30 protein-coding genes and 1 tRNA gene are annotated in these 26,661 nt (G+C 66.5%); 10 read left to right on the forward strand and 21 right to left on the reverse strand.

All coding sequences use genetic code 11. From position 1 onward, the window contains the following. Positions 1 to 186: 186 nt before the first annotated feature. From H9Y04_RS35445 to H9Y04_RS35475, 7 genes are all read right to left on the reverse strand, one after another. A complete protein-coding gene (locus tag H9Y04_RS35445; RefSeq protein WP_187818283.1) occupies positions 187 to 1,923 on the reverse strand; it encodes an ATP-binding protein in 1,737 nt (578 codons plus the stop codon). Between the two features lie 190 nt (positions 1,924 to 2,113). Continuing rightward, the gene (locus H9Y04_RS35450) at positions 2,114 to 2,650 is read right to left on the reverse strand and encodes a hypothetical protein (protein ID WP_236071868.1); all 537 of its coding nucleotides are present in this window, start codon (positions 2,648 to 2,650) and stop codon (positions 2,114 to 2,116) included. 282 nt (positions 2,651 to 2,932) lie between these two features. Next, positions 2,933 to 3,238, reverse strand: a complete 306-nt coding sequence (locus H9Y04_RS35455; protein ID WP_187818284.1) for a hypothetical protein — start codon at positions 3,236 to 3,238, stop codon at positions 2,933 to 2,935. Further along, positions 3,235 to 3,441 (reverse strand): hypothetical protein, encoded by a 207-nt coding sequence (locus H9Y04_RS35460; protein WP_187818285.1) that lies wholly within the window; start codon positions 3,439 to 3,441, stop codon positions 3,235 to 3,237. Before H9Y04_RS35460 ends, H9Y04_RS35455 begins: the two co-directional genes overlap by 4 nt. A gap of 1 nt (position 3,442) precedes the next feature. Continuing rightward, entirely contained in the window at positions 3,443 to 4,489 is a 1,047-nt protein-coding gene (locus H9Y04_RS35465) for a major capsid protein (RefSeq protein ID WP_187818286.1), read from the reverse strand. A gap of 27 nt (positions 4,490 to 4,516) precedes the next feature. Then, a complete protein-coding gene (locus tag H9Y04_RS35470; protein ID WP_187818287.1) occupies positions 4,517 to 4,927 on the reverse strand; it encodes a head decoration protein in 411 nt (136 codons plus the stop codon). Between the two features lie 101 nt (positions 4,928 to 5,028). After that, positions 5,029 to 5,745, reverse strand: coding sequence for a hypothetical protein (locus H9Y04_RS35475; protein WP_187818288.1), 717 nt, complete (start codon positions 5,743 to 5,745; stop codon positions 5,029 to 5,031). A gap of 333 nt (positions 5,746 to 6,078) precedes the next feature. Between H9Y04_RS35475 and H9Y04_RS35480 the strand changes: the two genes are divergently transcribed. The 3 genes from H9Y04_RS35480 to H9Y04_RS35490 all read left to right on the forward strand — a co-directional run bounded on the left by H9Y04_RS35480 (position 6,079) and on the right by H9Y04_RS35490 (position 8,691). Further along, positions 6,079 to 6,216, forward strand: coding sequence for a hypothetical protein (locus tag H9Y04_RS35480; RefSeq protein WP_187818289.1), 138 nt, complete (start codon positions 6,079 to 6,081; stop codon positions 6,214 to 6,216). A 254-nt stretch (positions 6,217 to 6,470) separates the two neighbouring features. After that, complete coding sequence (locus H9Y04_RS35485; protein ID WP_187818290.1) at positions 6,471 to 7,430, forward strand: hypothetical protein; 960 nt, start codon at positions 6,471 to 6,473, stop codon at positions 7,428 to 7,430. Between the two features lie 79 nt (positions 7,431 to 7,509). Then, entirely contained in the window at positions 7,510 to 8,691 is a 1,182-nt protein-coding gene (locus H9Y04_RS35490) for an MraY family glycosyltransferase (RefSeq protein WP_187818291.1), read from the forward strand. 20 nt (positions 8,692 to 8,711) lie between these two features. Here H9Y04_RS35490 and H9Y04_RS35495 read toward each other — a convergent pair whose 3' ends face one another. Together H9Y04_RS35495 and H9Y04_RS35500 are read right to left on the reverse strand one after the other, a co-directional pair. Further along, on the reverse strand, positions 8,712 to 8,966 hold the full coding sequence (locus H9Y04_RS35495) for a DUF6332 family protein (RefSeq protein WP_187818292.1): 255 nt from the start codon (positions 8,964 to 8,966) through the stop codon (positions 8,712 to 8,714). A 188-nt stretch (positions 8,967 to 9,154) separates the two neighbouring features. Beyond that, entirely contained in the window at positions 9,155 to 10,831 is a 1,677-nt protein-coding gene (locus H9Y04_RS35500) for a hypothetical protein (RefSeq protein ID WP_187818293.1), read from the reverse strand. 227 nt (positions 10,832 to 11,058) lie between these two features. On the opposite strand from H9Y04_RS35500, the gene H9Y04_RS35505 reads away from it, so the two are divergent. From H9Y04_RS35505 to H9Y04_RS35535, 7 genes are read left to right on the forward strand one after another with little or no spacing between them, the layout of a single operon-like run. Next, positions 11,059 to 11,391: a hypothetical protein gene (locus H9Y04_RS35505; RefSeq protein WP_187818294.1), complete on the forward strand. Its 333-nt coding sequence runs from the start codon at positions 11,059 to 11,061 to the stop codon at positions 11,389 to 11,391. A gap of 20 nt (positions 11,392 to 11,411) precedes the next feature. Further along, positions 11,412 to 11,723: a pore-forming ESAT-6 family protein gene (locus H9Y04_RS35510; RefSeq protein ID WP_187818295.1), complete on the forward strand. Its 312-nt coding sequence runs from the start codon at positions 11,412 to 11,414 to the stop codon at positions 11,721 to 11,723. Between the two features lie 11 nt (positions 11,724 to 11,734). Continuing rightward, positions 11,735 to 12,118, forward strand: a complete 384-nt coding sequence (locus H9Y04_RS35515; RefSeq protein ID WP_187818296.1) for a DUF6507 family protein — start codon at positions 11,735 to 11,737, stop codon at positions 12,116 to 12,118. Next, positions 12,115 to 14,505: a hypothetical protein gene (locus H9Y04_RS35520; protein WP_187818297.1), complete on the forward strand. Its 2,391-nt coding sequence runs from the start codon at positions 12,115 to 12,117 to the stop codon at positions 14,503 to 14,505. Before H9Y04_RS35515 ends, H9Y04_RS35520 begins: the two co-directional genes overlap by 4 nt. Before the next feature lie 9 nt (positions 14,506 to 14,514). Further along, entirely contained in the window at positions 14,515 to 15,159 is a 645-nt protein-coding gene (locus H9Y04_RS35525) for a hypothetical protein (RefSeq protein WP_187818298.1), read from the forward strand. Further along, the gene (locus H9Y04_RS35530) at positions 15,160 to 15,603 is read left to right on the forward strand and encodes a hypothetical protein (RefSeq protein ID WP_187818299.1); all 444 of its coding nucleotides are present in this window, start codon (positions 15,160 to 15,162) and stop codon (positions 15,601 to 15,603) included. It begins immediately after the preceding gene. 27 nt (positions 15,604 to 15,630) lie between these two features. Next, positions 15,631 to 17,022, forward strand: a complete 1,392-nt coding sequence (locus tag H9Y04_RS35535; RefSeq protein ID WP_187818300.1) for a DUF6177 family protein — start codon at positions 15,631 to 15,633, stop codon at positions 17,020 to 17,022. A gap of 46 nt (positions 17,023 to 17,068) precedes the next feature. Here the strand turns inward: H9Y04_RS35535 and H9Y04_RS35540 are convergent, their stop codons facing one another. From H9Y04_RS35540 to H9Y04_RS35595, 12 genes are all read right to left on the reverse strand, one after another. Beyond that, positions 17,069 to 18,541, reverse strand: coding sequence for a terminase large subunit domain-containing protein (locus H9Y04_RS35540; protein ID WP_187818301.1), 1,473 nt, complete (start codon positions 18,539 to 18,541; stop codon positions 17,069 to 17,071). Next, on the reverse strand, positions 18,538 to 19,083 hold the full coding sequence (locus H9Y04_RS35545) for a hypothetical protein (protein WP_187818302.1): 546 nt from the start codon (positions 19,081 to 19,083) through the stop codon (positions 18,538 to 18,540). The genes H9Y04_RS35540 and H9Y04_RS35545 overlap by 4 nt, the downstream gene beginning before the upstream one ends. 69 nt (positions 19,084 to 19,152) lie before the next feature. Continuing rightward, the gene (locus tag H9Y04_RS35550) at positions 19,153 to 19,332 is read right to left on the reverse strand and encodes a hypothetical protein (RefSeq protein WP_187818324.1); all 180 of its coding nucleotides are present in this window, start codon (positions 19,330 to 19,332) and stop codon (positions 19,153 to 19,155) included. Next, positions 19,329 to 19,544, reverse strand: coding sequence for a hypothetical protein (locus H9Y04_RS35555; RefSeq protein ID WP_187818303.1), 216 nt, complete (start codon positions 19,542 to 19,544; stop codon positions 19,329 to 19,331). The genes H9Y04_RS35550 and H9Y04_RS35555 overlap by 4 nt, the downstream gene beginning before the upstream one ends. Continuing rightward, complete coding sequence (locus tag H9Y04_RS35560; RefSeq protein WP_187818304.1) at positions 19,541 to 20,002, reverse strand: VRR-NUC domain-containing protein; 462 nt, start codon at positions 20,000 to 20,002, stop codon at positions 19,541 to 19,543. The genes H9Y04_RS35555 and H9Y04_RS35560 overlap by 4 nt, the downstream gene beginning before the upstream one ends. Before the next feature lie 238 nt (positions 20,003 to 20,240). Next, positions 20,241 to 21,149, reverse strand: a complete 909-nt coding sequence (locus tag H9Y04_RS35565) for a ParB/Srx family N-terminal domain-containing protein (protein ID WP_308801545.1) — start codon at positions 21,147 to 21,149, stop codon at positions 20,241 to 20,243. Beyond that, positions 21,146 to 22,504: a putative antirestriction adenine methyltransferase gene (locus H9Y04_RS35570; protein ID WP_187818305.1), complete on the reverse strand. Its 1,359-nt coding sequence runs from the start codon at positions 22,502 to 22,504 to the stop codon at positions 21,146 to 21,148. The genes H9Y04_RS35565 and H9Y04_RS35570 overlap by 4 nt, the downstream gene beginning before the upstream one ends. A gap of 190 nt (positions 22,505 to 22,694) precedes the next feature. After that, positions 22,695 to 22,766, reverse strand: a tRNA-Gly gene (locus H9Y04_RS35575). Positions 22,767 to 22,895: 129 nt separating this feature from the next. Then, the gene (locus tag H9Y04_RS35580; RefSeq protein WP_187818306.1) at positions 22,896 to 23,072 is read right to left on the reverse strand and encodes a hypothetical protein; all 177 of its coding nucleotides are present in this window, start codon (positions 23,070 to 23,072) and stop codon (positions 22,896 to 22,898) included. 32 nt (positions 23,073 to 23,104) lie between these two features. Next, positions 23,105 to 23,458: a DUF488 family protein gene (locus tag H9Y04_RS35585; protein WP_187818307.1), complete on the reverse strand. Its 354-nt coding sequence runs from the start codon at positions 23,456 to 23,458 to the stop codon at positions 23,105 to 23,107. 262 nt (positions 23,459 to 23,720) lie between these two features. After that, on the reverse strand, positions 23,721 to 24,728 hold the full coding sequence (locus tag H9Y04_RS35590) for a ParB/RepB/Spo0J family partition protein (RefSeq protein WP_187818308.1): 1,008 nt from the start codon (positions 24,726 to 24,728) through the stop codon (positions 23,721 to 23,723). Between the two features lie 572 nt (positions 24,729 to 25,300). Next, positions 25,301 to 26,215 carry a recombinase family protein gene (locus H9Y04_RS35595; protein ID WP_187818309.1) on the reverse strand — a complete coding sequence of 305 codons (915 nt, stop codon included), beginning with the start codon at positions 26,213 to 26,215 and terminating at the stop codon, positions 25,301 to 25,303. Between the last annotated feature and the right edge of the window lie 446 nt (positions 26,216 to 26,661).

Raw genomic sequence — 26,661 nt, forward strand, 5'->3', positions numbered from 1 at the left:
TGGACCCACGTGGCGCCCTGCTGGTCAACTGGCTGCACCGACACTCCCTCACTCCGTGGCCATCTAGGCCACGATCCGCCAAAATAGCTCGACGCTTCGCTCGACATGGAAGGCGAAAGTCCCGACACCGCAGGGCGGAGGGCCCTGAAGGTGTGCCGCGGCCTTGTGCCCTCTGCAGAGCGGCGACTACAGGACGTCCTTGATCTTGTTCATGTAGAGCTGGGTGAAGCTTCCCCAGTGCTTCCGAAGCTCCGCATACTGCTCGTCGGGCGTCCCGTGCTGCGTCTCTGCCTTCGCGTAGGCCACGATGAGGAGTGTGATCGCTTCGAGTGCTCGCTTGGCGGTGGACGACGCCTTTCCGCCGGCGCCATCCCCGTTCGATCCGTCAGCGAGGGCCCGCAGTGGTTCGTACATCTCGCGGTAGAAGGAGTGTCGTTCGTTGAGGCGGATCAGGGTTTGCTCACCGAGGTGGGTGAGCTCGAACATCTGGTCACCAGGGAAATCGACAGTCTCGATCACGAAAGGAAGCTGCGAGATCTCCTGCGCGTAGGCCGCCTTCTCCTCTGCTGAGTCGGCCTTCCCCGCGTCCTTGGCCATGTCGCCGTAGGCACGCTCCTTCTCGGCGGGCGTGGGCACCGACTTCACCCGAGATTTCGGCATGGTGTGGTCGGCCTTCTTGACGGCCTTGATGATCGGAGCGTGCTCCCCGGCGTGCTCCGCGCGCTCCCTGTCCTGCTGGCCCCAGATTCGGGCCAGTTCAGCTCGTGCGCCCGGAATGATTCGCTTGGCGAGATCGCGCAGCGTCGTGCGCAGCTCATCGGCTGGTACGGCGCCTCGCTTGACGTTGCGGACTCCCATGAGACGGTCCAGTTCAGGGGTGAAACGAACCTCGAATCCAATGAACCGGTCAGGGGTCTTCACGCCATCCGGATAGAGGCGAGCTACGGGCGTGTAGCTGATCTCCCTCTCATGGCGCAGGAAGCTGATGGCTCCCTCGTTCTCGGGCAGCCGCAGTTGCTTCGCCATCCCATCACCACCGGATCCCTTGTGCCGGAGTACCTCCGGGGGCGCAAGAGTGATCGTCACGTGAACCTTGTGCTGCGTCCCTTCGACAGAGACCTCGTCATCGAAGAAGACCTGTGGTGCGAAATGGTGCTGTCCGCCAGGAAATGCGGCATTCGCGGTTCGACGGAGATGCTCGGCCAGTACGTGGTCGACCCAGGTGCCCTGGTGACGGAACGTGGGGTCGTGGGGTCGGAGATCTAGGCCATCGACGGTGATGCGGATCCCACCGGAAAGGAACTCGCGGAAGACCCGCGAAAGCTCCTTGTTGAGCTCATTCCGAACATGGTCCGGAGTCGTCCGGCCGTGACCGTCCGACACTCGATCGATCTTGGACCACAGGACCAGTGTTCCCGAACCCTCAGGAAAGTAGGCGAGCAGGTGCGCGGGGAGGGGTTCGTCATCCGGCGGGGCAATCCCGATCTCGTTTCCCACCTCCTCTTCTCGGACCGCATCGCTGAGGTCGAAGAAGACGTGGCGGATGCGATCAGTGCCTTCCACGCGCGACCACGCATCCATGCGCATGGCCACACTGAGCCCTGCGAGCTTGGCACCCACACCGAACTTCCCGATCGTGTCATTCGACATGAACCGAGTGGAGAACCCGAGCTGCAGGTAGTGGTGGAGGGTTTCCTCTTCCATCCCCTTGCCGTCATCGATGATGGCGACCTGCTTGATCACCTTCTTGCGGGCGACCTGGCCTTCTTCGGTCACGATCTGAATGTGATTGGCCTTGGCCTCGATGCTGTTGTCGATGACCTCCCCGACGGCCGACGGGAAGTTGTGGCCGGACTCCCTGAGGCTCATCAGAGCCTGGCCGGAAAGGACTACGGGGATGGGCTGGGGTTCGATGTCGTTCATGACTCTGCTCCTGACGATCCGCGTGACGCGGTAGACGTCCTGTATGTGGGGTTCGGTCCGCAGTCAGGTTTTGCCTGGCTGCGGCGTCTAGGACTAGTGAGTGGCGGGGGTGACCAGGGCTCGGTGCAGTCACCCCCGCCGTACCGAAATGCACGGCTGCCGAGAATGCCCGGGCTGCCGTGTCAGTCCTCTATGACTCGGAGGTGGCCAGCGTCTCGGCGTAGATCCGGAGCGCGCGGCGTGCGCGTTCGACGGTTGCTACCGAGACTCCGGCCCGCTGTGCCGTTGCCGCCGCAGTCTCACCCTGCAGAATCCCCCTCAGGCACACCGGGCCGTGGGTCCCAAGGGCGGCGGCGTAGCTGCTGAGGTTCTGGATGAGTTCATCCGCTACGGCGAGCTCTTCCGGGGTCACGTAGGTGATCAACTCGGCGTTGACGGAGCCGTCAGGCGCGTAACCCACCAAGCGGCGGTGGCGCGCATCGGCGAGGGGCCTTCCGGCTGCCGTTTCGCGGGAACGCTGCTGTGAGCGGCAGTTGGTGCGGCGCGCATCACGCAGGAGGTTGCGGCAGAGGTAGGTCGGGTTTTCGGCGGCGCGCTTCTCGCCGAGGGCCAAGTTGAGCGCGGTATCGATCTGGTCCTGGAACTCCGCGGTACGAGGCCCGGACTTCTGGAGCTCGTACAGGCGGCACATCGCGTCGATCCTCACGTGACACAGCTGGAGCTTCATAGCTCCCCTCCCGGTGCCCGACGGCTGTACGGCGGGCCCACATAGGTTTGACCTGCTGTCCCTTTGGCCCTCGTCGCCGTGTGGTCGACTCGGGCATCAGCAAGTACCTGCAAGGTAGCCCACCCCACTGACATCCGTCTGCGGAGTGGCCTCAGTGTCAATGGGACACCGAAGGCGGCAACTCCCTCACGGTGACCGGAAGTTGTCGGAAGTTTTCGTCCGTCACTCAGTGCACAGGTCTATGCGGCGGGGTATTCCGTCCGGTTGCACTGCCGGCCGATCTCACCGCGCGGGGCGTCTGACCAGGAATGTCGGCCTGGGCGGCGGCGGAGTGATCTTCTCGGCCTGCTCCAGAGAGACCAGTTGTCGCTCCAGCGCCCTGACGTTCTCGACGTTGCTCACCGTTGCGACCCCCTGAACGGTGACGGTCAGGGGGTCGGCGATCAGCATTGCCCGGCGCTCGCGGAGCACCTCAATTGCGACGGCCGTGAGGCTTCCGAGGCGACCATGACGGACTTCGAGCTCGCTGCGGGGGACTGGGCCCAGCTCGGAGGTCAGGTATGCGTAGTCATCGGCGGTGAGAGTCACGAGGGCGCCGACTTCGTACGGCGTGGTGGCGAAGTCTCGGGCTGCCAGGCGTCGGGATGGGTGATCTGCTTGATGATGTCGGGGTTCGAGACTTCTGCTCCTGGAGCGAGGAGCAGGGGCTGCTGCGTCGCGGGGTCGATGACAAAGACTGCGGCGGCCAGGCAGCGAGGTGGAGTTGGTGCCTTGGGGGAGCTCGATGCCATGTCAGAGCACCTTCGCCGTGATGTGGATGTCCGGCACGTACAGCACGGGCATCGCCACCGCCGCGCCCTTCGTCCAGACCTGGACCGGGTCGTCCTGGTGGCCACGCGTAATGACGATGCCCGGCGCGTCCTCTCGGAGGAGTGCTGGGTTGCCGCCGGCGGACAAGACCAGGGACTCAGCTGTGACGCCGTACTGGGTCTCCGCCCAGGATTCCGGGTTTGGTGGGATGAGGATCCAGCGGTCCTCGGGGATCACGCGCTGGTACGCGTCGTCGACCGAGACCTGGACGTCGTAGATCGTGATCGGGGGCAGGTTGTAGCGGGCGCGGACGACGTCGACCTCGTTCGGGGCGAGGACCGCCGTCGGAGTCGTCGAGCCAGCGACGCTGCCGTAGTACGCCGCTCTGTAGGCGTCGTTCGCCGCGAGGACCGCGCGGGCCTTGTACGAGGTGATTACGCGGGCAGGGAGCGGGGCGCCGATCGAGCGGAGGTACTCGATCCAGCGGAGTTCGTCCGCGATCGGGTCGCTCGTCGGGTCGGACCAGGGCTTGGCGGCTGTGGGCTTGTTGGCCGCGGGGACGTCGAAGTCGGCTTCCAGGTGGAGGCCGTTCTCGCCGTTGAGGGTGAAGATGCCGTCGACCAGGAGGTCGCCGGCGGCCAGTTCCATGCGGTTGTGGATCGATTCGACGTGGCGCTCGATGTCGTCGTAGAGCAGCTCGACGAATTCGGAGGAGTCGGCGCCGCGGGACGTGTCGAGGAGGATCTGCTCGAGTTCGCCGACGATCAGCTTCTGGCCGAGTGGGGGCAGCATGCCCTCGGTGATGATGCGCTCGGCCTGGCGGCGGGCGATGGTGGTCTGGGCGTCGTACGCGCGGAACTTCGCGGCGTTCACGCGTCGCTTGCTGCTCTTGATTCTGAACTTGACGGAGTTCAGGCGGCGTTCGGGCATGACCGTGCGCGTCAGCTCAAAGTCCGCTGGAGTCGTGATCGTGCGGGCGAAGGCGTTGATGTCCGTCGCATCGATGTCGCGTAGCAGTGTGTCCAGCATGGTGGGTCTCCGACCTTGGCTCGCCGGCTATACGAAGTGGATCTGCGCGGTGGACTGGGTGACCGCGGTCGGGTCGAGAGCGCACGGGAGCTGGGCCGCCGCTACGACGCCGTGCCAGTGCAGAGATCCGGCGGCTCGGCGAGAGCCGGGGGTGAAGTGGATCTCGGCGAGCAGCACGCCGGCGAAGACCTCGCGGCCGTCGCAGGCGTCCGTGTCCCAGGGGCCGTACAGGCCGGTCGTGGTGATGCGGCCGAGCGGGATGCCAGAGGTGAAACAGGAGCGGGGCTGCGTCTCGTGGCCAGGGGTGTAGTGCTCGCCGACACGGAAGTGGGTGATGTCCAGAGTGATGCTGAGCGCGGCGTTGAGACCGTGGCGGGAGATCAGCCAGGGGCGGTCGGCGGTGATGTGCTCGTGAGTGATGGTCGGCTGGAGGTCCATGGATGTCCTTGTGAGATCGCGGTGCGTACGGGGAGCGGAGCGCTGTTGTCCGTGATCTCGATGAGGTGGGGGCACGGTCCCCGCGCTGGTCGTGGCGGCCGTCAGGAGCCAGTGGTCAGGTGTCCTCGGCGGCGCGCCATGTCGAGTCCAGCGGTACCTGGGCGGGGAGGGGTGCCGCCGGTGCGTGCTGGTGTTCCCTTGTCCGGGCTGCCCGAAGGGGGCGCGGTGGAGGGCTGCTGCCCGAAGAGTTCGGGGCGGCGGGACTTCAGACGTTCGGCCGCCTTGCGTAGAGCGGCATCATCGTCGGCTTCCTCAGAGGCGCGTGCCAGCAGGACTGTTGCGTCCTCCAGCTCCGTACCCGTTGATCCGAGGCCGACCAGCGCCGAGCGGCGGGCGGCATCCCGTTCACGTGTGAGGGCTTGTGCCTCGCGCTCGGCGGCCTGCTGTTCGCGGACGGCGAGTTCCTGTTCGCGGCGCTCGAGGTCGGAGAGCCGTGATTGCTCGGCCTCGCGCTGGCTGTGTACGAAGTCCTGGAGCGCGCGAGCGTTGTCGAAGCCGAGCTGGGACAGGAGCTCGCGGATACCGGCGCGGCGGCCCTGATCCTTCTCGCGAGTGAAACGGCGGGACAACTCGTCCTGAGAAAAGCTGACTTGATCCGTCGGGGGTGGTGGTGTGTTGGAGGAGGCTGCGGGATCGCCGTGCTGTTGCTCGCCGGGGTCTTCGGCGGAGGCGCCGAGAATCGGCAGGACCGGGCGTCCGTCGCGGCGGTAGCCGAGCGGGGCGAGGGGGAGCGGCGGCCGTGTCGGGCGCGCGTTCATGGGCACGGTCTCCTTGCCCAGCCGCCCCCGCGCCGGCGGAGTCTAAACCTAATGGGGGCTGGGTGTGCCAGTTGTTGCCACTCGTGATGCTGTGCCACGAGCGCTGAGCGGGCGGGCCCACATCTTCGTGCCGACAGGGTGTCGGCCCCGCACTTCCGAAGCTATGGCGAAGTCGGCGTGCGCTTGGGCGACGGCTTCGGGGTACGCCTCCTGCTTCTCGTGCTCAGCGAGCGCGCGGTAGGCCGACATCGGGCAGGGCTTGTTGTTCGCGGCCCGCATCGACGGAGGTCGTCCCGCATGGGGCGGTGAAGGGTGCAGGCGGGTAGCCGAGAGGTGGGGCTCGGGGAGGTGTCGGCGGTGTACTGCCGCCGCCCGACCCCGCACTCTGCCGGTTACGGGTATCTGCCCGCCCAGCAGCGCGACTTCGGACTCAGCGGCGTCCTGACCAACCTGTGCGCCGCCTCTACGTGAGCCACTTGCTCACCGTGACGGATCTGACGGACCGGGAGTGAGAGGGGATCCTCCCGAGGGGCGTCTATCCCCATTAGTTGGTGAATTGGCAGCGAACGGTGGCGATCTGTCGGGCCGTCACGTGTCGAAGGTCCTGTTTTGGGTGCGACATGCCGATGGTCGCTTCGATTGATTTGCCTCTTATGTGAGGGTCGCGTCGAGTCCGGTTCACAGGGCCGGTCTTCTGTCACGCATCTCGATAGGGAAGCCCGTACATGAAGCGTTCGAATCGAATAGCCAGCGCTGTCCTCACTCTTGGGGCCGCCGCGACCGTTGCAGCTCTCGTGCCGGCGACTGCGGTCGCCGCAGATGGCGATGCGCCGACGCGGTTCACCACCGTCGAGTCCAACACCCACGGCGGCCTCGCGCCGGAGCTTGAGGGCAGCGGGATCGCTGCGGGAGATGACGTGGAGTCCTTCGTGCGCGAGCTCGAGAGGATCTCCGGGCTGCAGGCAGGGACGCCGTCCGCCGACAAATACGAGGACGTCGGGCAGGTTCTGCGCGTCGAGCTGTTCGACAAGAGTGGCGAGCTCGCGGCCGACGTGTCGCGCGTGAACGCCGGTCAGGACGTGCCCGCTTCGCTCCTCAACAGCAACGAGGCACCGAAGATCGAGCGGCTGAGCACCGGTAGTGAGCTGGCGACGAGCCAGGACGCGGACGGCGCCTCGGCCGCGACGCTGTCCACGAGCGGCCAGCTCACGTACTTCGCGTCGGTCGCGGAGGACGTGAAGTCGTTGAAGGACCTTGCCTCGTGGGCCCGTCAGATGGACGACCGACAGGGCGACAAGGTGAACGTCACGATGCAGGACCCTGCAGCCGAGTACGGGGTGCTGGCGAAGCCGTCGTGCTCGGTCTCCAAGAACAAGCCGTGGAAGCACGGTGGTGCGATTAAGGCCCAGGTCGGCATCAGCTGCAACCAGCGCGGCACCGCACGCGTGGGCAGCTATGTCGAGCAGTACCGCGGAGCCGGCATCTGGCGGCAGAAGGCTTCCAAGGCCGAGGAGCGCAAGAACGTCAGCGCGCTCAGCGTGACGTCATCGTGGACGTGCGCCAAGGGCACCGGTAATCAGCTCTACCGCAGCGCAATCGGCACCCGCCAGCTGAAGAACAGCAACGGGTCATGGTTCGGCAGTAACCGGTCCTACGGCCCGCAGTACCGCGTCACCTGCGGCTGACCAGCAAGTTCCCTTTGCGGCGGGGCGCCTTGCGGCGCCCCGCCGCTCGCGGTGCCTACCTCAAATGGACTGAGCCTTCGTGCGGGACTATCTCCTGACGCTGTGCGTCGTCGCTGCGGTGACCTTTCTCCTCACCGGGCCGGCCAGAACCTTCGCCCTGGCCATCGGGGCGGCCCCGGCGGTGCGCGCACGCGACGTTCACCGCCAGCCGACCCCCAGGCTCGGCGGGATTGCCATGTTCGGCGGCCTGTGCGCGGGCTGGCTGGTCGCCGCCCATCTCCCGCATCTGGCCGACACGTTCACCCGCACCCACGAACCTCAGGCACTGTTGGTTGGCGCCGCAGTGATCTGGCTGATCGGCGTGCTCGACGACCGGTTCGAACTCGCCGCCGTGGTCAAGTTCGTCGGTCAGCTCATCGCCGCCTCGATCATGGTCGCGGGAGGACTGGCCATCCTGTGGCTCCCCGTCCCGGGCGTCGGCGCCGTCATCCTGAACGAACCCCAAAGCACCTTGCTCACGGTCGCCGTGGTCGTGGTGACGATCAACGCGGTCAACTTCATCGATGGGCTCGACGGCCTCGCCGCGGGCATGGTCGCCATCGCCGCAACGGCCTTCCTGCTGTACTCCTACCGCCTTTGGTACGGGTACGGCATCGAAGCGGCTCAGTCGGCGGCCATGTTCAGCGCGGCCCTGGTGGGGATGTGCGTCGGATTCCTTCCCCACAACAGCCACCCCGCGCGGATCTTCATGGGCGACTCCGGCTCCATGCTCATCGGGACGGTGTTGGCCGCCTGCTGCATCTCCGCCGTCGGGCAGGTCGACCCGGATGCGCTGGCGCAGAGCATCAGCCGCGCCGGAGACACCACCGAGATCATGGCGCCCATCTACATTCCCGTGCTGCTGTCCCTGACCGCCATAGCTGTCCCCGCGATCGATCTCGTGCTCGCGTTCATGCGGCGCACCTGGCGCGGGCAGTCCCCCTTCACAGCGGACAAGGAGCACCTCCACCATCGCCTGATCCAGATCGGCCACTCTCACCCGAGAGCCGTGCTCCTCATGTACTTGTGGACCGCGCTCCTGACCTTCGGAACAGTCGCGATCGCCGCACGTCACACCGCCCTGTGGACCATCATGACCCTCATGGCCTTGTGTGCCGCGGGAATCGTGTTCCTCACGCGGGCTCGCACGCTGCCGTCTCTGCCACGCTGCATGGCACCACTCGTCCCGCCGCGATTCCGGCGGTCGAAGCGCAGATCCTGACCTGGCACGGAAGTTGGGCGTCAGTGCCCCAGACGACGGTTCGCATCAAACCGCAGCAGTACCCGCACGACGCGCCAGATACCCACCGCCACCGCCAGCACTGCCCCCACCACCAGCAGCACCTTCCCAGCGGGCGCTGTGACACCGATGGCCAGTGCCGGAATGAGCAACACACCGAAGACCAGCACCGCGAGCGCAGCAGCCGTGACCAGGGCGAACATGATCTCCACCGTCATCGCGTCCTTCTCCCAACGCGACTCACGCCCCATATCCATGTCCGCAAGTGTCACATAACGGGTGACAGAACAGTTCGTTCCCAGCTCCTAACCTGTACCCCCCGCTGGAATGCCCGCCGGTCCCGATCAGTTCAGACACAACCACGGCCCCGGCACTGCCCGAACCCTTGAAGTGGACCGTGCCGGAATAGCGTCATGTCTGGTGGAGGTGCCCTGCGGGCTGCACATCAGCGCGCGCGTGCGGAGGTTGTCCGCTCGTGCCGGGTGCGATGCTCGTCGTCCGGCCCTTCATCTGCGGCGGCGCTCTCCTCGTCGAAGAGCACCGACTGCCGGACCGCAGCAGCCTCCTTCTCAGCCAGGATGAGCTGCAGCTCCTGGGCGGCGTCCTCGATGGGGAACCCTCCTTCGGCCAACATCCGCAGGCCGGTCTCCAACGAGAGCACACCTGCCTGAACCCCGCGGGTGACCAGGTCGAGTGTTCCGGCCTGGTCGCTCGGCAGGTACGAGCCGAACGCCACGTCGGCCCGCGGATTGCTGCTGGCGGGCAGGACTCCGCCTGCCTGGTACAGGCGCATCACCATCTTCAGCAGCAGCGGATACTTCGCGGCACGTGCGAGGCGCATGGAGCGAACCATCGCGTTGAGTGGGCCGAAGCTCAGGCGCATCGCGTAGCCGGACGGGACTTGCGACGGGTCGACGGTGCCCAGCACGCTGCCGGGCAGTCTGGAGACGACGGACAGGCGGTCGCGCAGGACCTCGACGTACGAACGCATCTCAGCGAGCTGCGCCGATGTATCCACTGTGCTGAGCTGACCGCTGTCACCCAGCGGCCAGACCATGCCCGGCTGGACCTGCACGGGCAACGGCTGTCCGGTCTTGCGGTCGGTTGGGAGCCGGGCGCCGGAGAGACCGATGATCGGCGATCCGGTGGTGGCCGCTGCACGCTGGCTGTCCGTGTCCGCTGCGCCGAGGTCGTCGAGGAGCTGGGCGGCGGTCATGAGGCTGGACTGGCCAAAGTGTTCGGGGCCGGTGATGGTGTTGGGGACGTGGACGATCGGGATGAAGTCCAGCTGCAGGTCGAGGCGGTTCAGGAGGTCGCCGTCGGCGTTCGTGCGGAAGCGGGCGTGCTTCAGCGAGAGTGCGTCGATGCCCTCGGCTCGGTTGACGTGCTCCAGGTCCCACTCGGCGTCCGTGAGATAGCAGGTCCGGTCGCTGGGCTCGGTTGACCACGGGTAGCGGCGGCTGCGGGGATCGCCGTTGTCTGAGATCGGGCCCAGCTCGTATGTCACACGGCGCAGCGTGCTGCGTTGTCCGGCCGCGGGGCCGGCCGGCACTTCCCATGCGAGATGTACGCGCTCGGGATAGTCGTCGGCGCCGAGGCCGGCGTCGGTCAGGACGGGGAAGTAGAAGCCCGGGTCGATGGTCTGCAGTACGGGCCGGTTCTTGAGCCGGGACCAGGCGACCAGATACACGGTGTCGCCGAGCAGCACGGCCGTACGTTCCGCGTGCTGCATCCGCATCCACAGGTGTTCGGAGTCCGCCCACTCCTTCAACAGGGTTTCGCGCTCGCTACCGAGGTCTGAATCCTGCTCGGCTGTGCCCGGCAGCGTGATCTTCTGCGTCTCGCCCAGGAGATGGGACAGCGTCTGGTTGACGATCAGCGCGGGATCGCCGTACTCGCGGCGGTCGGCTCCGTCCTCTCCAAGCAAGGCTGCTGCCTGGTTCGTGTCGTAGGCGGCCAGCACGGTGTACGCGGCGAGTCGTCGACGGTCGGTTTCCGGCACCCATGCCGCACCGGCGTGACCGGGAAGCCGTCCGGTGCGACCGTCGGCCGCCTCCTGGAACGCAGGCTTGTACGCCAGAGCGCCCCAGGTATCGATGATCAGTTGCTGCCAGCGCCGCATGCTGTCTCCCGATCCGCTGCAGGGCGGCGCAGCTTAAGACATTCGGGCACCGTGGGTAGCCCTCCAGAGCGCGGACCGAAACGTGATGACCGTCATGGCTCTTTGGCTCAGAAGGGGTTGCGTGTGCAATCTGTCCCAGGACAGGATGATCACCCCTCTATGGAGGGTGATGTATACGCGTACAGGCTCGCTGCTTTGGCGGGCCTGGGCTGACGTCGGGGGCGTACGTGAAGTTCGATATGGGCGCGACGGTGCTGTCGAATCTGCAGTCGCAGTCGCAGGGTTCGAGTGATGATCTCGGCTCGTTGATCCGCCAGTTGGTGGCCGCGGCGCAGCCGCTGGAGGGTCGTTTCAACGGCTCAGGTAAGGCCGCATTTGACTCATTTAAGAATAACTCGGACGAAATTACTGCAGCGTTGAACGGCGCTCTCTCGGCGATCCTTGGTGGTCAGTCGGGGATGGACTCGTCGTTCGTTACGGGTGACACGGAGTCGGCGGACAATGCCCGCTCGAACATGGCTGCTGCGAACTTCGACGCCGCTCGCTTCGGCGGCCGCTGACCACGGGGGACTCAAGACTTATGGCTGGCAATGCTGACCGTCGCTCGTACGACATGGCCGCGTCCTCGGACGCGCAGGGCAACATCCAGGGCGTCATCGCACGCCTGGAGCAGGTGATCGGGGAGCGGGACCGGCAGGTGAAGGCGGCGATGGCCGACTTCCAGGCGGACGGTGTCTCGGACTCGTACCACGACAAGGAACTGCGCTGGAACCGTGCGTCCAGCGAGGTCCGCACCATCATCCAGCTGCTCAAGTCGACGCTGGAGAAGAACGACGGCACCGCGCAGCAGACGCTGTCGCGCGCGAAGGCCGCCGTCGACTCCATCGGCTGAGGCGGCACGCTATGACGGGGTGGGACATCACGCCCAGCGGCGTGGACTCGGTTATCTCTTTGGTGCGGGATTCCGCCGACAAGATGAACAAGGGCATCGCCGAGTACGGGGTGGGCCTCAACGGCGCCGCACAGGACGCGGGCACGCTCGCCGAGTCGTCGGACGCTACCGGCGGCCTGGTGGCGCTGGCGTTGGCGCAGTTCGCCGAGCACTATGAGGTCGACACGGTCTCGATGATGCTGAGCGCTGCCGCGTCGGCGAACGGGGCGATCGACGCGACGAACGCCTACATCAATGGGGACCTTGAACAAGCCTGGAACGCCCAGCGCCAGGCCGTGCTCGGCCCGGACGTGACCGGGTTCCTCGCTGGACTGCGTAGCAAGGGCGGCAAGTGATGCACGACATCATTAGCCCTGGCGGGATACCGCACTACACGGGCAATCTCACGGCGCTCGACGAGCACATCGGGAAACTGAAGCACGCCGCGCGCAGCGTCCGCGAGCACGGTGGAGACGTCGATACCCGCTTCCAGGGCCTGGACGCCTACTACAAGGCGCCCGAAGCCGGACAGTTGTTGATGTCCACCCAGCCGGTCCAGGAGACGTCGTCGTCGTTCGCCGACAGCCTGGAGACGGTCGCCTCGGCGCTGAGCGCCTACCGGGACGAAATCGGCCCGCTGGTCGTGAAGCTGGAGCAGCTGCGCGCCTCGGCCATCGGCTTCGTCCGTGAGGTGACCGGCGACAACGGCGAGATCCAGGACTTCTCGCGCGATCAGGCCACGGTCGACCGGCACAACGGGCTGATCACGGCCGTGAACAACGCGATCGCGGCCTTCCAGAAGGCAGAGACCGAAGCCGCCAGCAAGATCACCGGTACGTTCGGCGGCACCCAGTGGGTGATCAACGACGGCAGCGGTGAGCAGAAGAACGCCTACGGCGCCACGGCCGACCTGCTCAACAAGGCCGAAGAACTGCCCTGGGGACGCCCGGCGCACCACTCGACGTGGCCCTTCCATCTCGACTACCACCTGAAGGACTTCGGCGAGGGCCTGATCTTCGACAACATCATCGGCTCCGCCGAGGGCCTGGTCACCCTGCTCAGCCCCGGTGAGGAGGGCGATCAAGTACGCGAAGGACTCGGCAAGGCGGTCCTGGGCAGCGCCAGCCTGCTCGCCGACTTCATCACCGGCGACAGCGACAAGAAGAACTCCGCCTGGGACAGCGACGCGTTCGAGGGCAACGAGGACACTGCGCGAGCCTTCGGCAAGTCGTTCCTCGCCTGGGACCAGTGGGAGGACCACCCCGGTCGTGCCGCATCGACCATCGTCTTCAACGCGCTGACCCTGGGCGCAGGACCAGCCGGTATCGCGGCCAAAGGCGGCGCGGCAGGCAAGGCCGGAGCCGGGGCGAGAGCCGCGGGCATCCTGGCCAAGACCGGCGAGCTCATCGACCCGATCGGCGCGGGCGCACGCGCGGTCGGCGCGGCAACGCGCAGCCTGCCCAAGATCGCCGACGTCGCGGCGCGCATCACCAGCTCCACGGCCGCGATCGCCACGCATACCCCCGAGATTCCGCACAGCGTGCTCAACCTCCCCGACGGATCCGGAGTGCGCGTCGAGAACGGCGAGTTCATCCCGAAGAACCCCGACGGCAGCCCCAACACGGCGCCCCCGGCCCGGGAGCCCTCGGCCGCGCAGCGAACCGAGCCAGTCGAGCCGCCGCGGCAGCGCGAACTCGTGGGTGCGGGCGCACTTGCGCCCGAAGGCGCAGCCCGGGCCAATGGGCTCGACGCGGGTGCGCAGGGAACCAACAGTCCTGGGGAGGCCCCGTCGCCTGGTGGACGCGCGGATGACCTCGCGGGAGGGCCATCGGCCAGCCACGACGCTCCCGGCGGAGGCGCCGACGGGCCCAGTGGTAGTGCGGGTGGCGGCCTCGATGGGGTTGGCCACGCCGACGGCTCGGGCGCCGGTCACGGAGACGGGGCCTCCCCAGGGCACACCGACTCGTCCTCGATTGGGCATGGTGACGGTCCAGGAGTGGGCGATGGCGGCGGAACTGCGGGCCCTGGCATTGGTGACGATGGCAGCAACGGGATCGTGCCGGGCGTCGAACCGAGCAGGTACGGCGTGGTACCTGACCAGGCTGCCCAGCCTCAGACAGGTCCGATGCGCGCTGAGCAGGAGGCGGAGATCGTCGCCGAGCTCGACCGGCTGAAATGGGAGCCAGGCGACAAGGATGCCCTGGTGCGGTCCTTGCGCAAGGACCCCTTCGGTGCCGGCGTCGCAGAGCACATCGCCAAGGGGCACCTGCGCGAGGCCGAGAACTACAGCAAGATTCTGGAGAACGCGAAGAAGGGACCGAGTAGGAGCGACCCACTCGGCAGCGAAGTACCGGGCGTGTACGCGGCGATGAATATTGCTACGGAGCTGCAGGACCGTGGAGCCAGCCGCGTTGGGTTTGAACTCGGAGACAACACCACGGACTACGACCTCGACATCTATTCGCGAGACGCGGATGGGCAGATCGACTATGCCTACCAGCACAAGAACCTTCAGAGCGTCACAGGTGTCAAGAGGCACGCTGCGAAGTCGGCCGCGCAGCTGCTCTGGGAGCCGAAGCGTGCGGGTGTCGTGGTCATGGACGTGCACAATTCGATCTCGACCATGAAGCCCGGCCTCGTCAGCCTCATCGAGCGGCAAGTAGAATTGCAGGGAGTAACTTTCCTGCTGCGCTTTGAGGATGGAGCCATCACTGTTCCGCCCAATGGCTCCATTTACCCTTAAGGAACTGCCATGACTACCCTTTTGCGGGCTCCAAAGGAATGCGGCTCGTGGTTCTGGGACCTCGAGGAGACCGCCCCCACTGGTATCGCGTCCGCGCTGACTGTGGCGTCGAACATGGTGCGAGTTCTGCAGCGGCACGACCTGTTGACCCCGCGCAGGCTCGAGTACGACTGGTACATGTCCGGTTCTGGGCACACAGGCGTGAGGAGCACACTGCTCCTCTTCACCCCGCTCGACGATCACGAGCTGCCAGAGAAGGTTCTGGGAAGTCGCCCCGCGGCTTTCCCTTCGGCAGAGATTCAGGAAATCCGTGTAATCGGATCCGGCGAGTGGATTGATGCCGATGGTGTCCTGCGCACAGAGCCGCAGTTGGTAGACCTCTCGGTAACGACCGATGAGTTCGGCCCCATGGCCTCGGTGTCCGTGCATCACGATGTCTGGAACTGGTTCGATTTCACAGGGAACCCGCATCCTCAAGTGCAGCGCAAGAATGCGCCGCGGCTTGCAGAGGCCCTGGCGGAACTGAACTCACTGCTCGGTGTTGAGGCAGACCCCGGCGAATCGACCTACTTCGGAAGTGCTGTTGGCCTCGGCGTCAGCACGCCCGATGCTGACGAGAATGGCCTCGGGCCAAACTTGACCGACAAGCTGTAGGTGAACGCGTTCACAGGGGTGCCTGGCTGGGAGACGCTATACGACAGGGAGGTCACCCTCGTATCTGCAGGCGAGGGGGTGGCGGTTGGCCGGCTCACCGGTCGATGGGCGGGTGTCTCCTACTCAGTTCGCATCGAGTACCGCGGCGAGGGCTCGGAGCACACGTCGTCCGACTTCTTCACGGCGCTCGCCAGGGTGCGCGACGACCTGCAGCGTGAGGGCCTCAAGCCAGCCGTTCAGGGGGCTTGCCGAGACGTGTACCCAAGCAGGATGGCGCTGGAAATGGGCGGCGGGCGCCGGGCCTACCGGTGGCCAACTGAGGGGCGCCCGGCGATCGTGGACATCTTCGCTGCGGTTCCCGAAGCCGACTATGACCAGCTGGCCACTACGTCAGAACAGAGTGACCTCAACGACGAGCGGAGAAGGCGCAGAAATGAGCGATGAGCAGGTTCTGCTGTCGGAGAGACACCGATGACCCAGGACGTCATCGCCCTCACACCGCATATGCCGGACACCGAGACGCTGCTGGCCGGCCTGTTCGCCGGCGGCCCTGAGCTGCGTCTGGGGCAGGCAGCGGGCGGAGCCGTCGCGCAGTTGTGTGCTGCGGACGGACGCGCTCTCGTGTCGATTGAGGCACCGCTCTACGTACAAGTGCCAGGCGAGGCGCAGAGGTTGCTCGGCACTCGAGCCGAGAGCCCGCTGTGGTGGACCGAGGCCCGAGCAACCACGAGCGTGCCGGAAGCCGCGCGGCTCGCTGGATCCATCGCGGGGAGACTGAAGTCCGTATTGGGCGGGGAGACCTGGCCGCCGGAGACAGAGCACACAGAGGTCGTCACGGTCGACGAGGTCGAATCCTCCAGTGGTGAGGAGGCCCTGATAGGGGTGGACATCCTGACCGACAAGGCGGCCGTGGTCATTCAGGACAGGCCGCTCATTCCTGCGATGACCTGGCTCGTCGACCTTCTGCGCACTGCCGCCGAATCGGGCCGGAAGCTGCAGCTCGTCACACCGCCCGGAGCCCGGCTCACTTTTCCGATGCGCAGCGTCCTGCAGCGCATGGGCGCTAGCTGGGTCGTCCGCGACGCCCAATGCGGCTACTACGACGGGCTCGACGGCGCTGTACTGCAGTGGCAAGACGGGCAGTTCGCCGTTGCCGACGGAGAGCCCGAAACCGCCGATGCCTTCACGGTGGCGGCCCCGGGCGGCAGCGACCACCAGCTACTGCTCTCCGTACGCACCATTCAGCCTGCCACCGGCGAACTCGTTCTCGGTGGAGGGTTGGAGACCGCCTGGAAGGTGCTGGCCGGCGGGCTACCCGCAGGCTGGTCCCCATCGGAACCTCTAACGCAGCCGTGGTCACCGCGACAGCTCACCGAAGTGGCTCGTCGTCGCGCTCAACAGGGGGTGCCTACATGGCTCGTGGTCATCGGCAGCCCAGAACAGCCGTCCATCGCCACCGTCCACGTCACGCACACACCGGCCGGAATCGAGGAGCGCTTCACCCTCGCCGTCGGGTACACATCCGACCAGACGCCGCCCCTGGAGCTACTGGCCGAGCTGGCCGAGAGCCTCGCAACACGGCATCACCTTGCCACAATGCTTTGTCAGCTCCGCCGTGCCCGCGCCGACCTGACGACACCAGCACACCGCGAGGAGCTCCCTCTGCCGGTCTCTTTCACCCTGGGGCCGCAGGCGGTGCGTGACATCGGCCTGGATCAGGCGCGTCAGCTCTCCAACGGCTTTTCCCCGGCCGAACTGGGACCAGCCGTAAGCCCGGCGCTGCACTTCACGGTCGGCGACGGAACGGACGCCGCGGCATGGGACCGGCTTCAGGAACTCAACCGGTGTCTCAAAGCCGGGTAGTTCCGCAAATTGGATGATCAGCGGGTGGCTGCGCTCGGCGGTGAGCTCAACGACGCCCCGCCAGCCGCCCATCCGTCGGCCGCGACGGAACACCCGGTACCGACGAGTCCAGGAACAGATCCGTCAGCGCCCACACCGCCGAGTCGAGCAAGTCCGGTGACTTCTCCGCATGGTCGCTCGTTCCCACGTACGTCGTCATCTGCTCCTCCAGCAGCGCGTACGTACGGGGCGGACCGACGTGGCTGACACGCGACTGCTCGTACAGCATCGCGACGGGAGCGGCGCGGGCCCGCTTGTTGCGGGTCGCGTGGACGATGCGCCACTGGACCGTCGGGTCGACCTCGGTGAGGAGCGCCGGGAGGTACTCGCCGCCGTTGTTGGCCTCGATGACGACGCAGTCGGCTTGGTGCTCGTGGAACAAGGCGGCAGCGCGGCACATGGCCGCGGTGGGCGTGTAGCGATCCTGCTCGGTGTGCAGGAGGTAGCCGCGGGGACGGCGGTCGCCGTACATCTGCTCCAGCGGGTAGGAGCGGCCGGCCACCGTAAACGCCGTGAAGTCCGCGTCCTCGGCGGTCGTGACGGCAGGATCCACGGAGAGCACCACGCGGTCGAGCGGCGGGATCGCGGGCGGGGCAACACGAAACCCCTCGACCTCGAACATCCACTGCTTCCACAGGGCGCCCTCGACATCTTCGAGCAGCACGCCGTCGAGCTCCTGCCGTCCGAGACGTGTGCTGCCGTACTCGGAGTCGAGTTCGGCGAGTGCGGCGGCGGAGAGGTTGGCGCGGTTGTCCTCGGTGCGGCCCGTGGTGAGGATGACGCCAGGGCGCTGAGCCGTGGACGTGCGGCCGCGCTCGACCAGGCGGCGGATGTGGGGGAGTGGCTTGGGGGTGGTGGAGATGACCACCTGCGGGCTCGGTGCCTCGCGCAGGCAGAACCAGAGCATGTCGTATACGGATTGGGCGGTGTGCCGGTTCCAGGCGGCGTACTCGTCGAGCCAGCCCTTGTCGAAGGCGAAGCCGCGGAGGTTGTCCGGTGTCTCGGCGCCGAAGCCGTAGATCGCGGAGCCGTTCTTCAGGCGGAGGGTCGTCAGGCCGTTGCCCGGGCTGTAGCGGCGGATGTCCTCGGGAGGGATGACCGCCAGCAACCCGGACTTGGGGGACTCGAAGCAGATCTCCTTGACCAGGGTCGCGTTCTTCGCGACGACTGCGATCATCGTGCCTGGGGTGGTGGCCCACGAACGTACGGCCTCGGCGGCCGACTTCGTCTTGCCCCAGCCACGGCCCGTCAGCATCATCCAGGCCGTCCAGTCCCCGTCGGGAAGTCGCTGGGCAGCGCGGGCGTGGTGGTGGAGCCAGCCCTCGTGGGGGAGGCCGTCGCAGCCGTGGTGGTCGCAGGACCACCGACGAGCTGCCCGAGCGTCGGTCTCCAGGAGTGCGGTGACCTCGGCCTGTAGCTGGGCGTCTGAGAGAGCGGCCGGCTGCGGCAGATCAGGGAACGCGCGCCTGGAGTCGGTCACTGAGCTTCGCCGTCCAAGGTGCCGATACGGGCTTCCAGCTCGCGGCGGAGGTGTTCCATGCGGGCCCGTCGCTCCTCGTCCGTCAGTCCGGTCACATCCGTCTCGTCGGCGGTCGAGGGGGCGTGCGCGGCGGCCTCGGCGAGGTCGATCCCGTATGCCTGACGTTCGATACGTACGGTGACCTCCAGCCAGCGGATGACGTCGGATGGCGTGAGGCGGGCCGGGTCGAACTGCTGCAGCTGGGCGACGAGCTTGGCCTGTGCGGCGGAGGCCAGTCGGGCATGGCGGCGGGCGACTTCGCGGGCAGCCTGCAGGCGTTCGCCGCGCCAGAGGCGATCCTGCTCGCGATCCCATGCCTCGGCCCGCTGTACCCACCTGTGCGCCGCTGACCAGCGCTCGATCAGGCTGCGGGCCTTGTGGAGCATCCCGGTGACCTTGCTGATGCTCCGGGACAGACCGAGGTCGCGGTAGCAGGCAAACGCCTCCCACGCGGCGGCCGACTCACCCGGCTGCCGCTCCCACTCCTCGGCCCGTTCCGTCATGACCAGTAGCCGCTCCTACCTTCCGCCCTCCATCAAGTCGTCTGTCTGTTCCGTCCGTTGGCAGGCCGGTCATTCCGAGGTCTGCAGAGCCGGGTCCAGGAGGCCGAGCTGATCAAGCAGGGTCCGCAGGTCCTCGTGTCCGTCCGCGCGGGACGCGACGTACAAGGAGGCTCGCCGCCGAACCTCGGTTGGCAGTGGTGTCACGGACAGCGTCCGCTGCCAGTTCGCGTTGTCCTTCGCGAGGTTCAAGGGGCGGGCTCCTCCTTCGCGGCCAGCATCAAGTCCTCTGGTTCCAGACGTCCTTCGAGGAGTCCTGCGAGCTGGTCGGCCAAGCGGAACGGCTCGTCGGCCAAGTGCTCGGTCAGGGCACGTGCCAGCCGGGCCCCTGCGCGATGCACGGTGACCAAATGGTCGATCTCGGCGTGCAGGCGGTTGAGCTCCTCGGCATACGGACTGCTCATGCCGGCCTCCGGAAGTTCGGCGGCAGGACGGCACGCTGACGTGCAGGGCCGAGAACGCGAAGGACCGTGTGGAGATCACAGGGCCGCCACAGTGCGACCTCGAAACCGGAGTCGGAAAGATGGGTCAGCCACACCCGCTGTGCAGGCCGGATGCGACCGCTGTCGGTCTTGAACTCGACGAAGAGGGTGCGGCGTTGGTCAGCGTGCCCGAACACCTCGTCAGGCCAGCCGGCGTCGGAGCGGCGCGAGTCAGCCGTGTGGTACTGCAGCTGCCATCCGTACCGGGTGGCTATCTCGCGCACCTGGCGGCGCCACTGCTCCTCGCTCGCACCACGTGCACGATCCCCTGACGCGGCTTCGCGAGGGAAGCGCTCGGCTTCGAGCCGGTCGAGAGGGCCGTACCGCTCCTTGAGGAGCTTGGCGTACAGCAGCTGTTCCGCGCGCACGGCCGCATTCATACGTCGGCCTCCACACGGCTTCCGTCGTGGCGGTACAGCAGGCGATAGCCCGTACTCGTAGGCCGCATCCGCTCCAGCAGGATCCGCACCGTATGACCGATGCGACCGCCAGGAGCAGGTGACGTCAGGACGACGCACTGTGCGTGCCGGGAGGAGACGGCCCGTACCTGCAAGGAGCGACCTACGTACGGCTTGTGGTTGTCGACCCAGATCTGGCCAGGCCGAACGTCGGGGAGCGTCATGTGGCCGCTCCGGCGAGGTAGTCGGCAGCCCACAGCTCCAGAGCATGCCACCGCTGCCCGGCCTCGATCTCCCCGTCCCGCTCCATGCGGTCGATGGCCCGCTGAACGACCGCGGCGGCATCGGCCGGCATGGTGCGCGTCGCGAGCACCGTCTCGATGGGCGCGCTGCCCTTCCGTGCAGCCAGCTGCTCGTCGGGGTCGTACCAGCCCTCGGCCAGCTCACCGAGGTGTCGCTCGACGACGGCCAGAAGGATCGCGAACGCGGCCGCCACGTTGCCGATGTTGTGCGCGCCCTTCACCGAGTCCAGGGTGTCCAGGACCCCTTCGTACTGCTCGATCCTGGCCAGCCACCGGGCATCAGCGGACGCCGTCTTGCGTGCGGCCTCCAGGGCCTGCTCGGCGGCGGCCTTCTCCTCCGGCAGGAACACGATCTGTACGGTCGCGAAGTCCAGGTTGGCCTCGGCCAGACTCGGCACGCTGACGTCTTCGAGGAGCTCCAGCGTCTTGTCGTCCAGCCCGGAGTACAGCCGCAGCGAGACGTCCTCGAGTTCGTCGTACAGGGCCTTGAGGGTGGCCGGGTCGTCCTCGCCCGTGATCGCGTTGTGTGACAGCTGAAGCGCGATCTGCCGCTGCCGGGGCAGCGGCTCCGCGATCTCCATCCACCAGATTCGGTCCAGGCCGGCCTCGATGGCGGCCTTCGTGCGGTGGTTGCCTGACAGGACGATGCGCCGACCGGAGTCGGCGTCGTTCCACACCAAGGGCGTGGAGGTCAGGCTCCCGTCCTCACGGATGTTGGCGACGAGCCGCTGGAACTGCTCGTGCCGCATGAACCGCGCGTTCACATCCAGGAGCGTCAGCTCACGCGGATCGCCCTCGACCATGCTCGGTTGGAGCGCCTCACTCACTTCGAACTCCCCTCGGGTTCCTTGAGTCCTTCGGCCTGACCATGCCGCTCGCACCACTGCGCGAAGCCCTCAGCGAGGGACCATCTGCCCAGCTCAGCGCCGTAGTCGAGCTGATAGCGGTAGGCCGGATCTGCTGAGTCCTTACGGGTGTTCAGACGCAGCAGCCCGCGGTACTTCATCGAGACCGGTCGCTGCGTGAACGCAGTCGTGTTCAGCCGGGTCAACCGGGTGTTCATTGCCCGCTGGGCCAGGAACTGGGCCTCCGTCGAGAGCGCCGCGTACAGCACGAGCTTCGCCAACCGTCCGTACGAGGTCGGGGCGACGGGGAAGTCAGATAGCAGGTACACGTTGTGCGGGTCGAACTTCGGCGTCGAGAACGCGAAGGCCCCCACCACGATCCCGTCGACCAGCACCGCGAGGGCCATCGTCGGCGTGCCCGGCCGGATGTTGTGGTTCATGTACTGCGAGCGCAGGGTCGCGAACTGACCCATGGTGAGCGGCGCGAGTGACAGCCGCTCACCGAGGCGCTCCCCGGGAGCGAGCCGTGGCGCCTTCACGGTCTCCAGCCGCTGGCTCGGCCGCACGATCCGCGACCGAGGAACCGACGAGTACACGTTGATCGGCACGCCTCGATTCGCCGTCTGCACCTGGCCGCGAAGATGCGGGGCCAGGTCCTCTACATCGAAGTGGAGGCCGAGCACCCAGTGGGGCCGGTCGGTGATGCGCTCGACGAGCGTCTGCTTCGCCGCGTCGTCCAGCGTCGGATAGTCCGGCGCCGGCCACTCCAAGTGCTTGTCGAGCGCGGCGAACTGCGACTCGTAGTCCCCGGCGAAGAACGGCGGGAACGCCACGACGGGTGCACTGTCCGGGACCTGCTCGGCGAGCCACTGGTTCACGTCCATCGGGGCGTACGAGGCCAGTCGCAACGGCAGAGCTTCAATTCTCTCGACCGTCTTAGCATGCAGCTCGGGGAACTGCTTTTCGTAAGCCGCCAGCATCCGCCCGTAGTACGGATGCTCATCGCGCCCGAGCCACTGGAAGAAGCGGGACCCGAGCAGCACCGTCGCGAGGGTCCCGGCGCGGCCGTCCATGTACTGGTCGAGCCACGCGAGTTGGCCTGCGGACTCGGACCGGAGTGTGATGGGCAGTTCCTGCCCGGCGAGGTACCAGCCGATCGCCGACGAGTAGAGCTGGACGTCGCACCCGTGGAGGCGGAAGCCGGAGTCGTGCAGGACGCGCTCGATCGTGAAGTTCCCGGAGCATCCGACGTAGATCTCTGCGGCCTTCCCGGTCCAACTGCCCGTGTGTTCATGGATGATCGCCCGCAGGTCGGCGGGGATGGATCCGTGGAACACGTGACCTCCCGCCGAAGCGACTTACTTGGATAGTTGGTTGCTTAGAAGGCGGGATGCCGGCCCGGAGGGGCAGGGGGCTGGGCCTGCCGTGCCGGACCGCCTGGGAACCAGGAGGCGCGGGGGACGCCTGGAGGGGTTGGTTCCGGGACTGGTCGGCTCCGCACCACAAACCCGTGCGGACGCATCCTCGAGCGCCGGGCCCGACTCGAACGGGCTCCTCCCCACCGGGGGCGGGGCGTGCTGCCAGGTGCACTACCGGCGCGTGGTGGCACCTGCCCTTGCGGGCAGGCCCTCACCGACATCCGAACGCTATCAGACGGAGGACTGTCTCCACGGATGGTGCGCGCAGAAATCCGCGCGCACCATTCATGTGACCTGGGGGTGCAGGCCGCTATTCCTCGCCCGCCTCGACGAGACTCAACAAGTCCACTGTCCCGTATGGGCAGTTCTCGACTGCGGTGGATCTGCGGGACCTCGGGCGCGCGGTGGCCGGTGCTTCGAACAGCTCGCCCTGGCCGGGAGGTGAGGGCTTCGGGTCGGGCGCCTTCTCGAAGTCTTCCTTCGTCATCTCGACCCAATTGCGTCCTGCTGGTCGATCGTTCACATCAGCACCCCTTGCTCGAACGCCGGCCCCAGCGGGCCGAGCTCCCGGACCTGGGCGCCAGTCCGCTCTTGCCACCAGTCGGCGAACATCCGACGGTGGCACCACTCGCCGACCTGCTCCAGGTCCTCGAAGCACAGCAGTACGAGCCGCAGGTCCCCGCTCTCGACCGCGATCTCCTGGAAGCGTGAGGCGAATTGGTCAATCCCGTGGCCGTCGAGCTGGGATCGGTAAGCCGCCTCGAACTCGGCGCGCGGCGACTGGAAGTACGTGCGTGCCGGAGCCAGCTCGGGCACTCGGTGCTGCAGTTCATACGGCAGGGTCCAGCGCGGTGGGGACAGTGTGATGCGCACCGGCGTCCCCATCGAGGTCTGGAATCCTTGGTATCTGTGCGTGAACAGTGAGAACAAGCTCAGCCTCCCTGCGTTTCACTGGCGAAATTTTGTGACGATATAATTCTATCGACCTGAACTTTGCTCGCCAAGTGTGCTCATTCGTGGCGGCCTGTGGGTGGTGCCCCACTTCCACCCCGCTTTCGCCCCTGCGCTCGAGCGGCGGTACGCGCATAGCCGGAACCTGAACTGGCCCCGGCCGTACGCGCTGACGCGCAGTCGATCAGGCGGCCTCGCCGACACTCTCAGCGAGCTCTTCGGCAGCCTCTGCCAACTCGGCCTCCGTGGGCTCTGGCTCGGTCTCCTCCTCGACCTTCAGCTCGGGGCGTACGTCCAACTGCTTGGCCTCGGACATCGCCTTCGCCTTGCGCAACTTCTTCACCGACTCCGCGGCCGCCTTGCGTACGCGCTCGACGGCTTCGAGGTGCTTGCCCACCTCGCCCTCGAAGAGCTCGGCCAGCTCACTCGGTGTCTTGCTCGCCAGTTCCTGCAGGAGGGCGCCGGCGCGCTCCACGTGGTCGACCTTGGTCTTCGCCTGGCTGCGCGCCTTGGCCTTCTCTTCCTTCTCCTTCTCCGACAGCTCCTTGTCCGAGAAGAAGCCTTCCTGCTTCTCCTTCATGCGCATGGCCTGTGCGAAGGTCGAGGCGTCGGTCTCCGACTTGAAGTCACCCTTCATGTACCGGGTGACCGCCGCCTTCTGGTTGGCAGGGGTGAGCCGAGAGAGGTGCCAGGCGAAGTCCGGCTTGATCTTGCCTTCGGCAACGAGCTCCGCGATGTCGGTGGTCAGGTTGAGCAGGTCCATGCGCCACCGCACGTAGTCGGCGGTCTTGCCGAACATCTCCGCGATGCCCTGCGACCCGTACCCGAACCCCACGAGATCCGCGTACGCCTGCGCCTCCTCCATGAGGGTCATGTCGGCGCGGCCGATGTTCTCGGAGATGCCCATCACGAACGACTTCTCGTCGTCCACGCAGGAGACGACCTTGGCCTCGATGGTCACCGCGCCCTCGATCATCTGCATCGCCCGCCACCGGCGCTCCCCCATCACCAGCTGGAACTTGTCGCCGGCCGGCCGGACGACCACCGGCTGCAGCTGGCCGACCGAGCGGAACTGCGCGGCCAGCTCCTCCAGCTTGGCCTCGTCGAAGAACTTGCGCGGCTGGTCCGGGCTGGGCTCGATCTCGTCGAGCGGGATGTCCATGACCTGTGTCGTGTCGCTGTCGAAGTTCATGTGGTGTCTCTCCTCGCACTCTCAGGACTCAAAGAGGTGTTCTTTGAGGTGATGACATCATTTTATTGTTCAACAACTTTCACCGTCAAGTGTTCTCTATTCAATTGCTTGGATTGATCGCGGCCTCGTGGGGCAGGTGCGCTTGGCGAGATAAGTGAAGGGTGCGCATAGGGTTCTTACATTGTCTCCACGGATGATGCGCGCAAAATAAGAGGATCGCCTTCAGGGTGGGCCTCTATCTCGACATCGCCGCCGCCAAGCACCTTCAACAGCTCGCTCAAGTCGAGTCCCCCGTCTGTGACTTCCGCCCAATCCGTCTCGTCGTGCGTCGCACCGTTACGTGCCGACGAGCCGCGCCGCTGCACCGTTGCCGCTCCTGCGCCCAGGCGTGGGTCATGCCCACGCTGCGGTCCGTCGCTCGGCAGGTCAGGGCGCGCAGGACGATGCCGACGGCATTCATCGGATGCGCTACCGAGCGATGGGGCGTCAGGTTATGCCTCGCCAGTGGCCCGGTGCAAACAGTTGTGCGGGCCTGTCGAGATCCCGAACCACCTGCGCCGTAACGGGATTGGCTACCTGTAGATGATGTTGAAGCGCTGCTCGTCGAACTTGTTGGAACCGCGCTTCGTGGCAGGTTCCACGCGCACCTCGCGGATGACCAGTTGTAGGAGCGCGCGACGCTGCTCGTTGCCGGACGTGTTCGCCCACCAGTCGCTGAGTCCCTCGATGGTCAACTCCGGGAGCTCATCGAGGTACTTGGCCCGGCGCAAAATCGCCAGGACGTCCTTGCGGGTCTGGTCGAGGCTCGACTTCGCGAGCCGGTACTCCTCCATCGTCAAGCTGGTCGCGCCGAGCGCTGCAGCCAATTCCCGCTTCCGCTTGTCGAGTTCGGGAACCTTCTTTGCGGCCGCTTCGGCCGCAACCTGGAGGTCGTCCCGCAGCTTGCGGAGCTTCTGGAGCGTGGAGGGCCTCTCGAGTCGGGCCAGGGCGCGCGCGGAAACGTACTCGTCGAGCGGCGGCGCCGAGATCCAGATCTTCCCGCAGCCGTCCGCCTCGCACTGGTAGCCGCGGGCGCCCTTGGAGCTGGACCGGGAAACAAGCTCGGAGCCGCACGGGTCGCACATCGCGATGCCGCAGGACAGCAAGTAGGCGCGCTGCGGGACTTGGCCGCGCTCCCTCTCCTTGAAGTAGCCGTCGATCGCCTCGAAGAGTTCGCGTTCCATCAAGGGCTCGGCGACACCGGATACGAGCTCGTCGTCCGCGTTGCGACGGAGCCCTGCGATCGCGGGATTGCGCAGCCGCCGTCGCAGTGTGGTCGGGGCCCAGGGGCGCCCCGACACCGTCGGTCCCGCTGTCTTCGTCATCCACTCGGCGACATCCCCGAGAGTGGCGTCCTCGTCGAGGAGCTTCCGGGCAGCGGCGATCAAGTACTCCGCTTCATGCGGAATCCTCGTCACACCATCGCTCTCGTGGCCGTACGCCCTCATTGCCCTCTCCAGCCCAACTTCCCCCACCCAACTGGACAAAGGGTACGACAGGTCCCTCCACTGTCGTCCCTAGATGACACCTCGCTGCGGGGCTGATGCCGGGAGTCCGGCACCTATTGTTGGGACTGTAGTGACCATCCGGGGGGAGCGTCCAACGATCGTTGGACGCACCTCTCGCTGGTCGCCGAGGGGCCGGAATCCTGCAGGTCAGCCCGCGTATCACTGGTCGCACCAATGTCGCCGTCGTATCTGGTGTCACGCTCCGCGAAGACTGCAGGTAGGAGGTGCGCGTCATGGCGCGTCATGGGGTGACGCGCATAACTTGACTAGTGAAGCTGGTTAAGTCGCTAACTGGCTTTCGGCCTGACAAGTTGACCCCCATGCGTGATACACATCACGCATGGGGCGAGTGTGATCGCTATCCCGGGATTGCTGTTGCGCGGGCC

The organism is Streptomyces polyasparticus (assembly GCF_014493765.1).
In the GTDB taxonomy this organism is placed as follows: Bacteria; Actinomycetota; Actinomycetes; order Streptomycetales; family Streptomycetaceae; genus Streptomyces; species Streptomyces polyasparticus.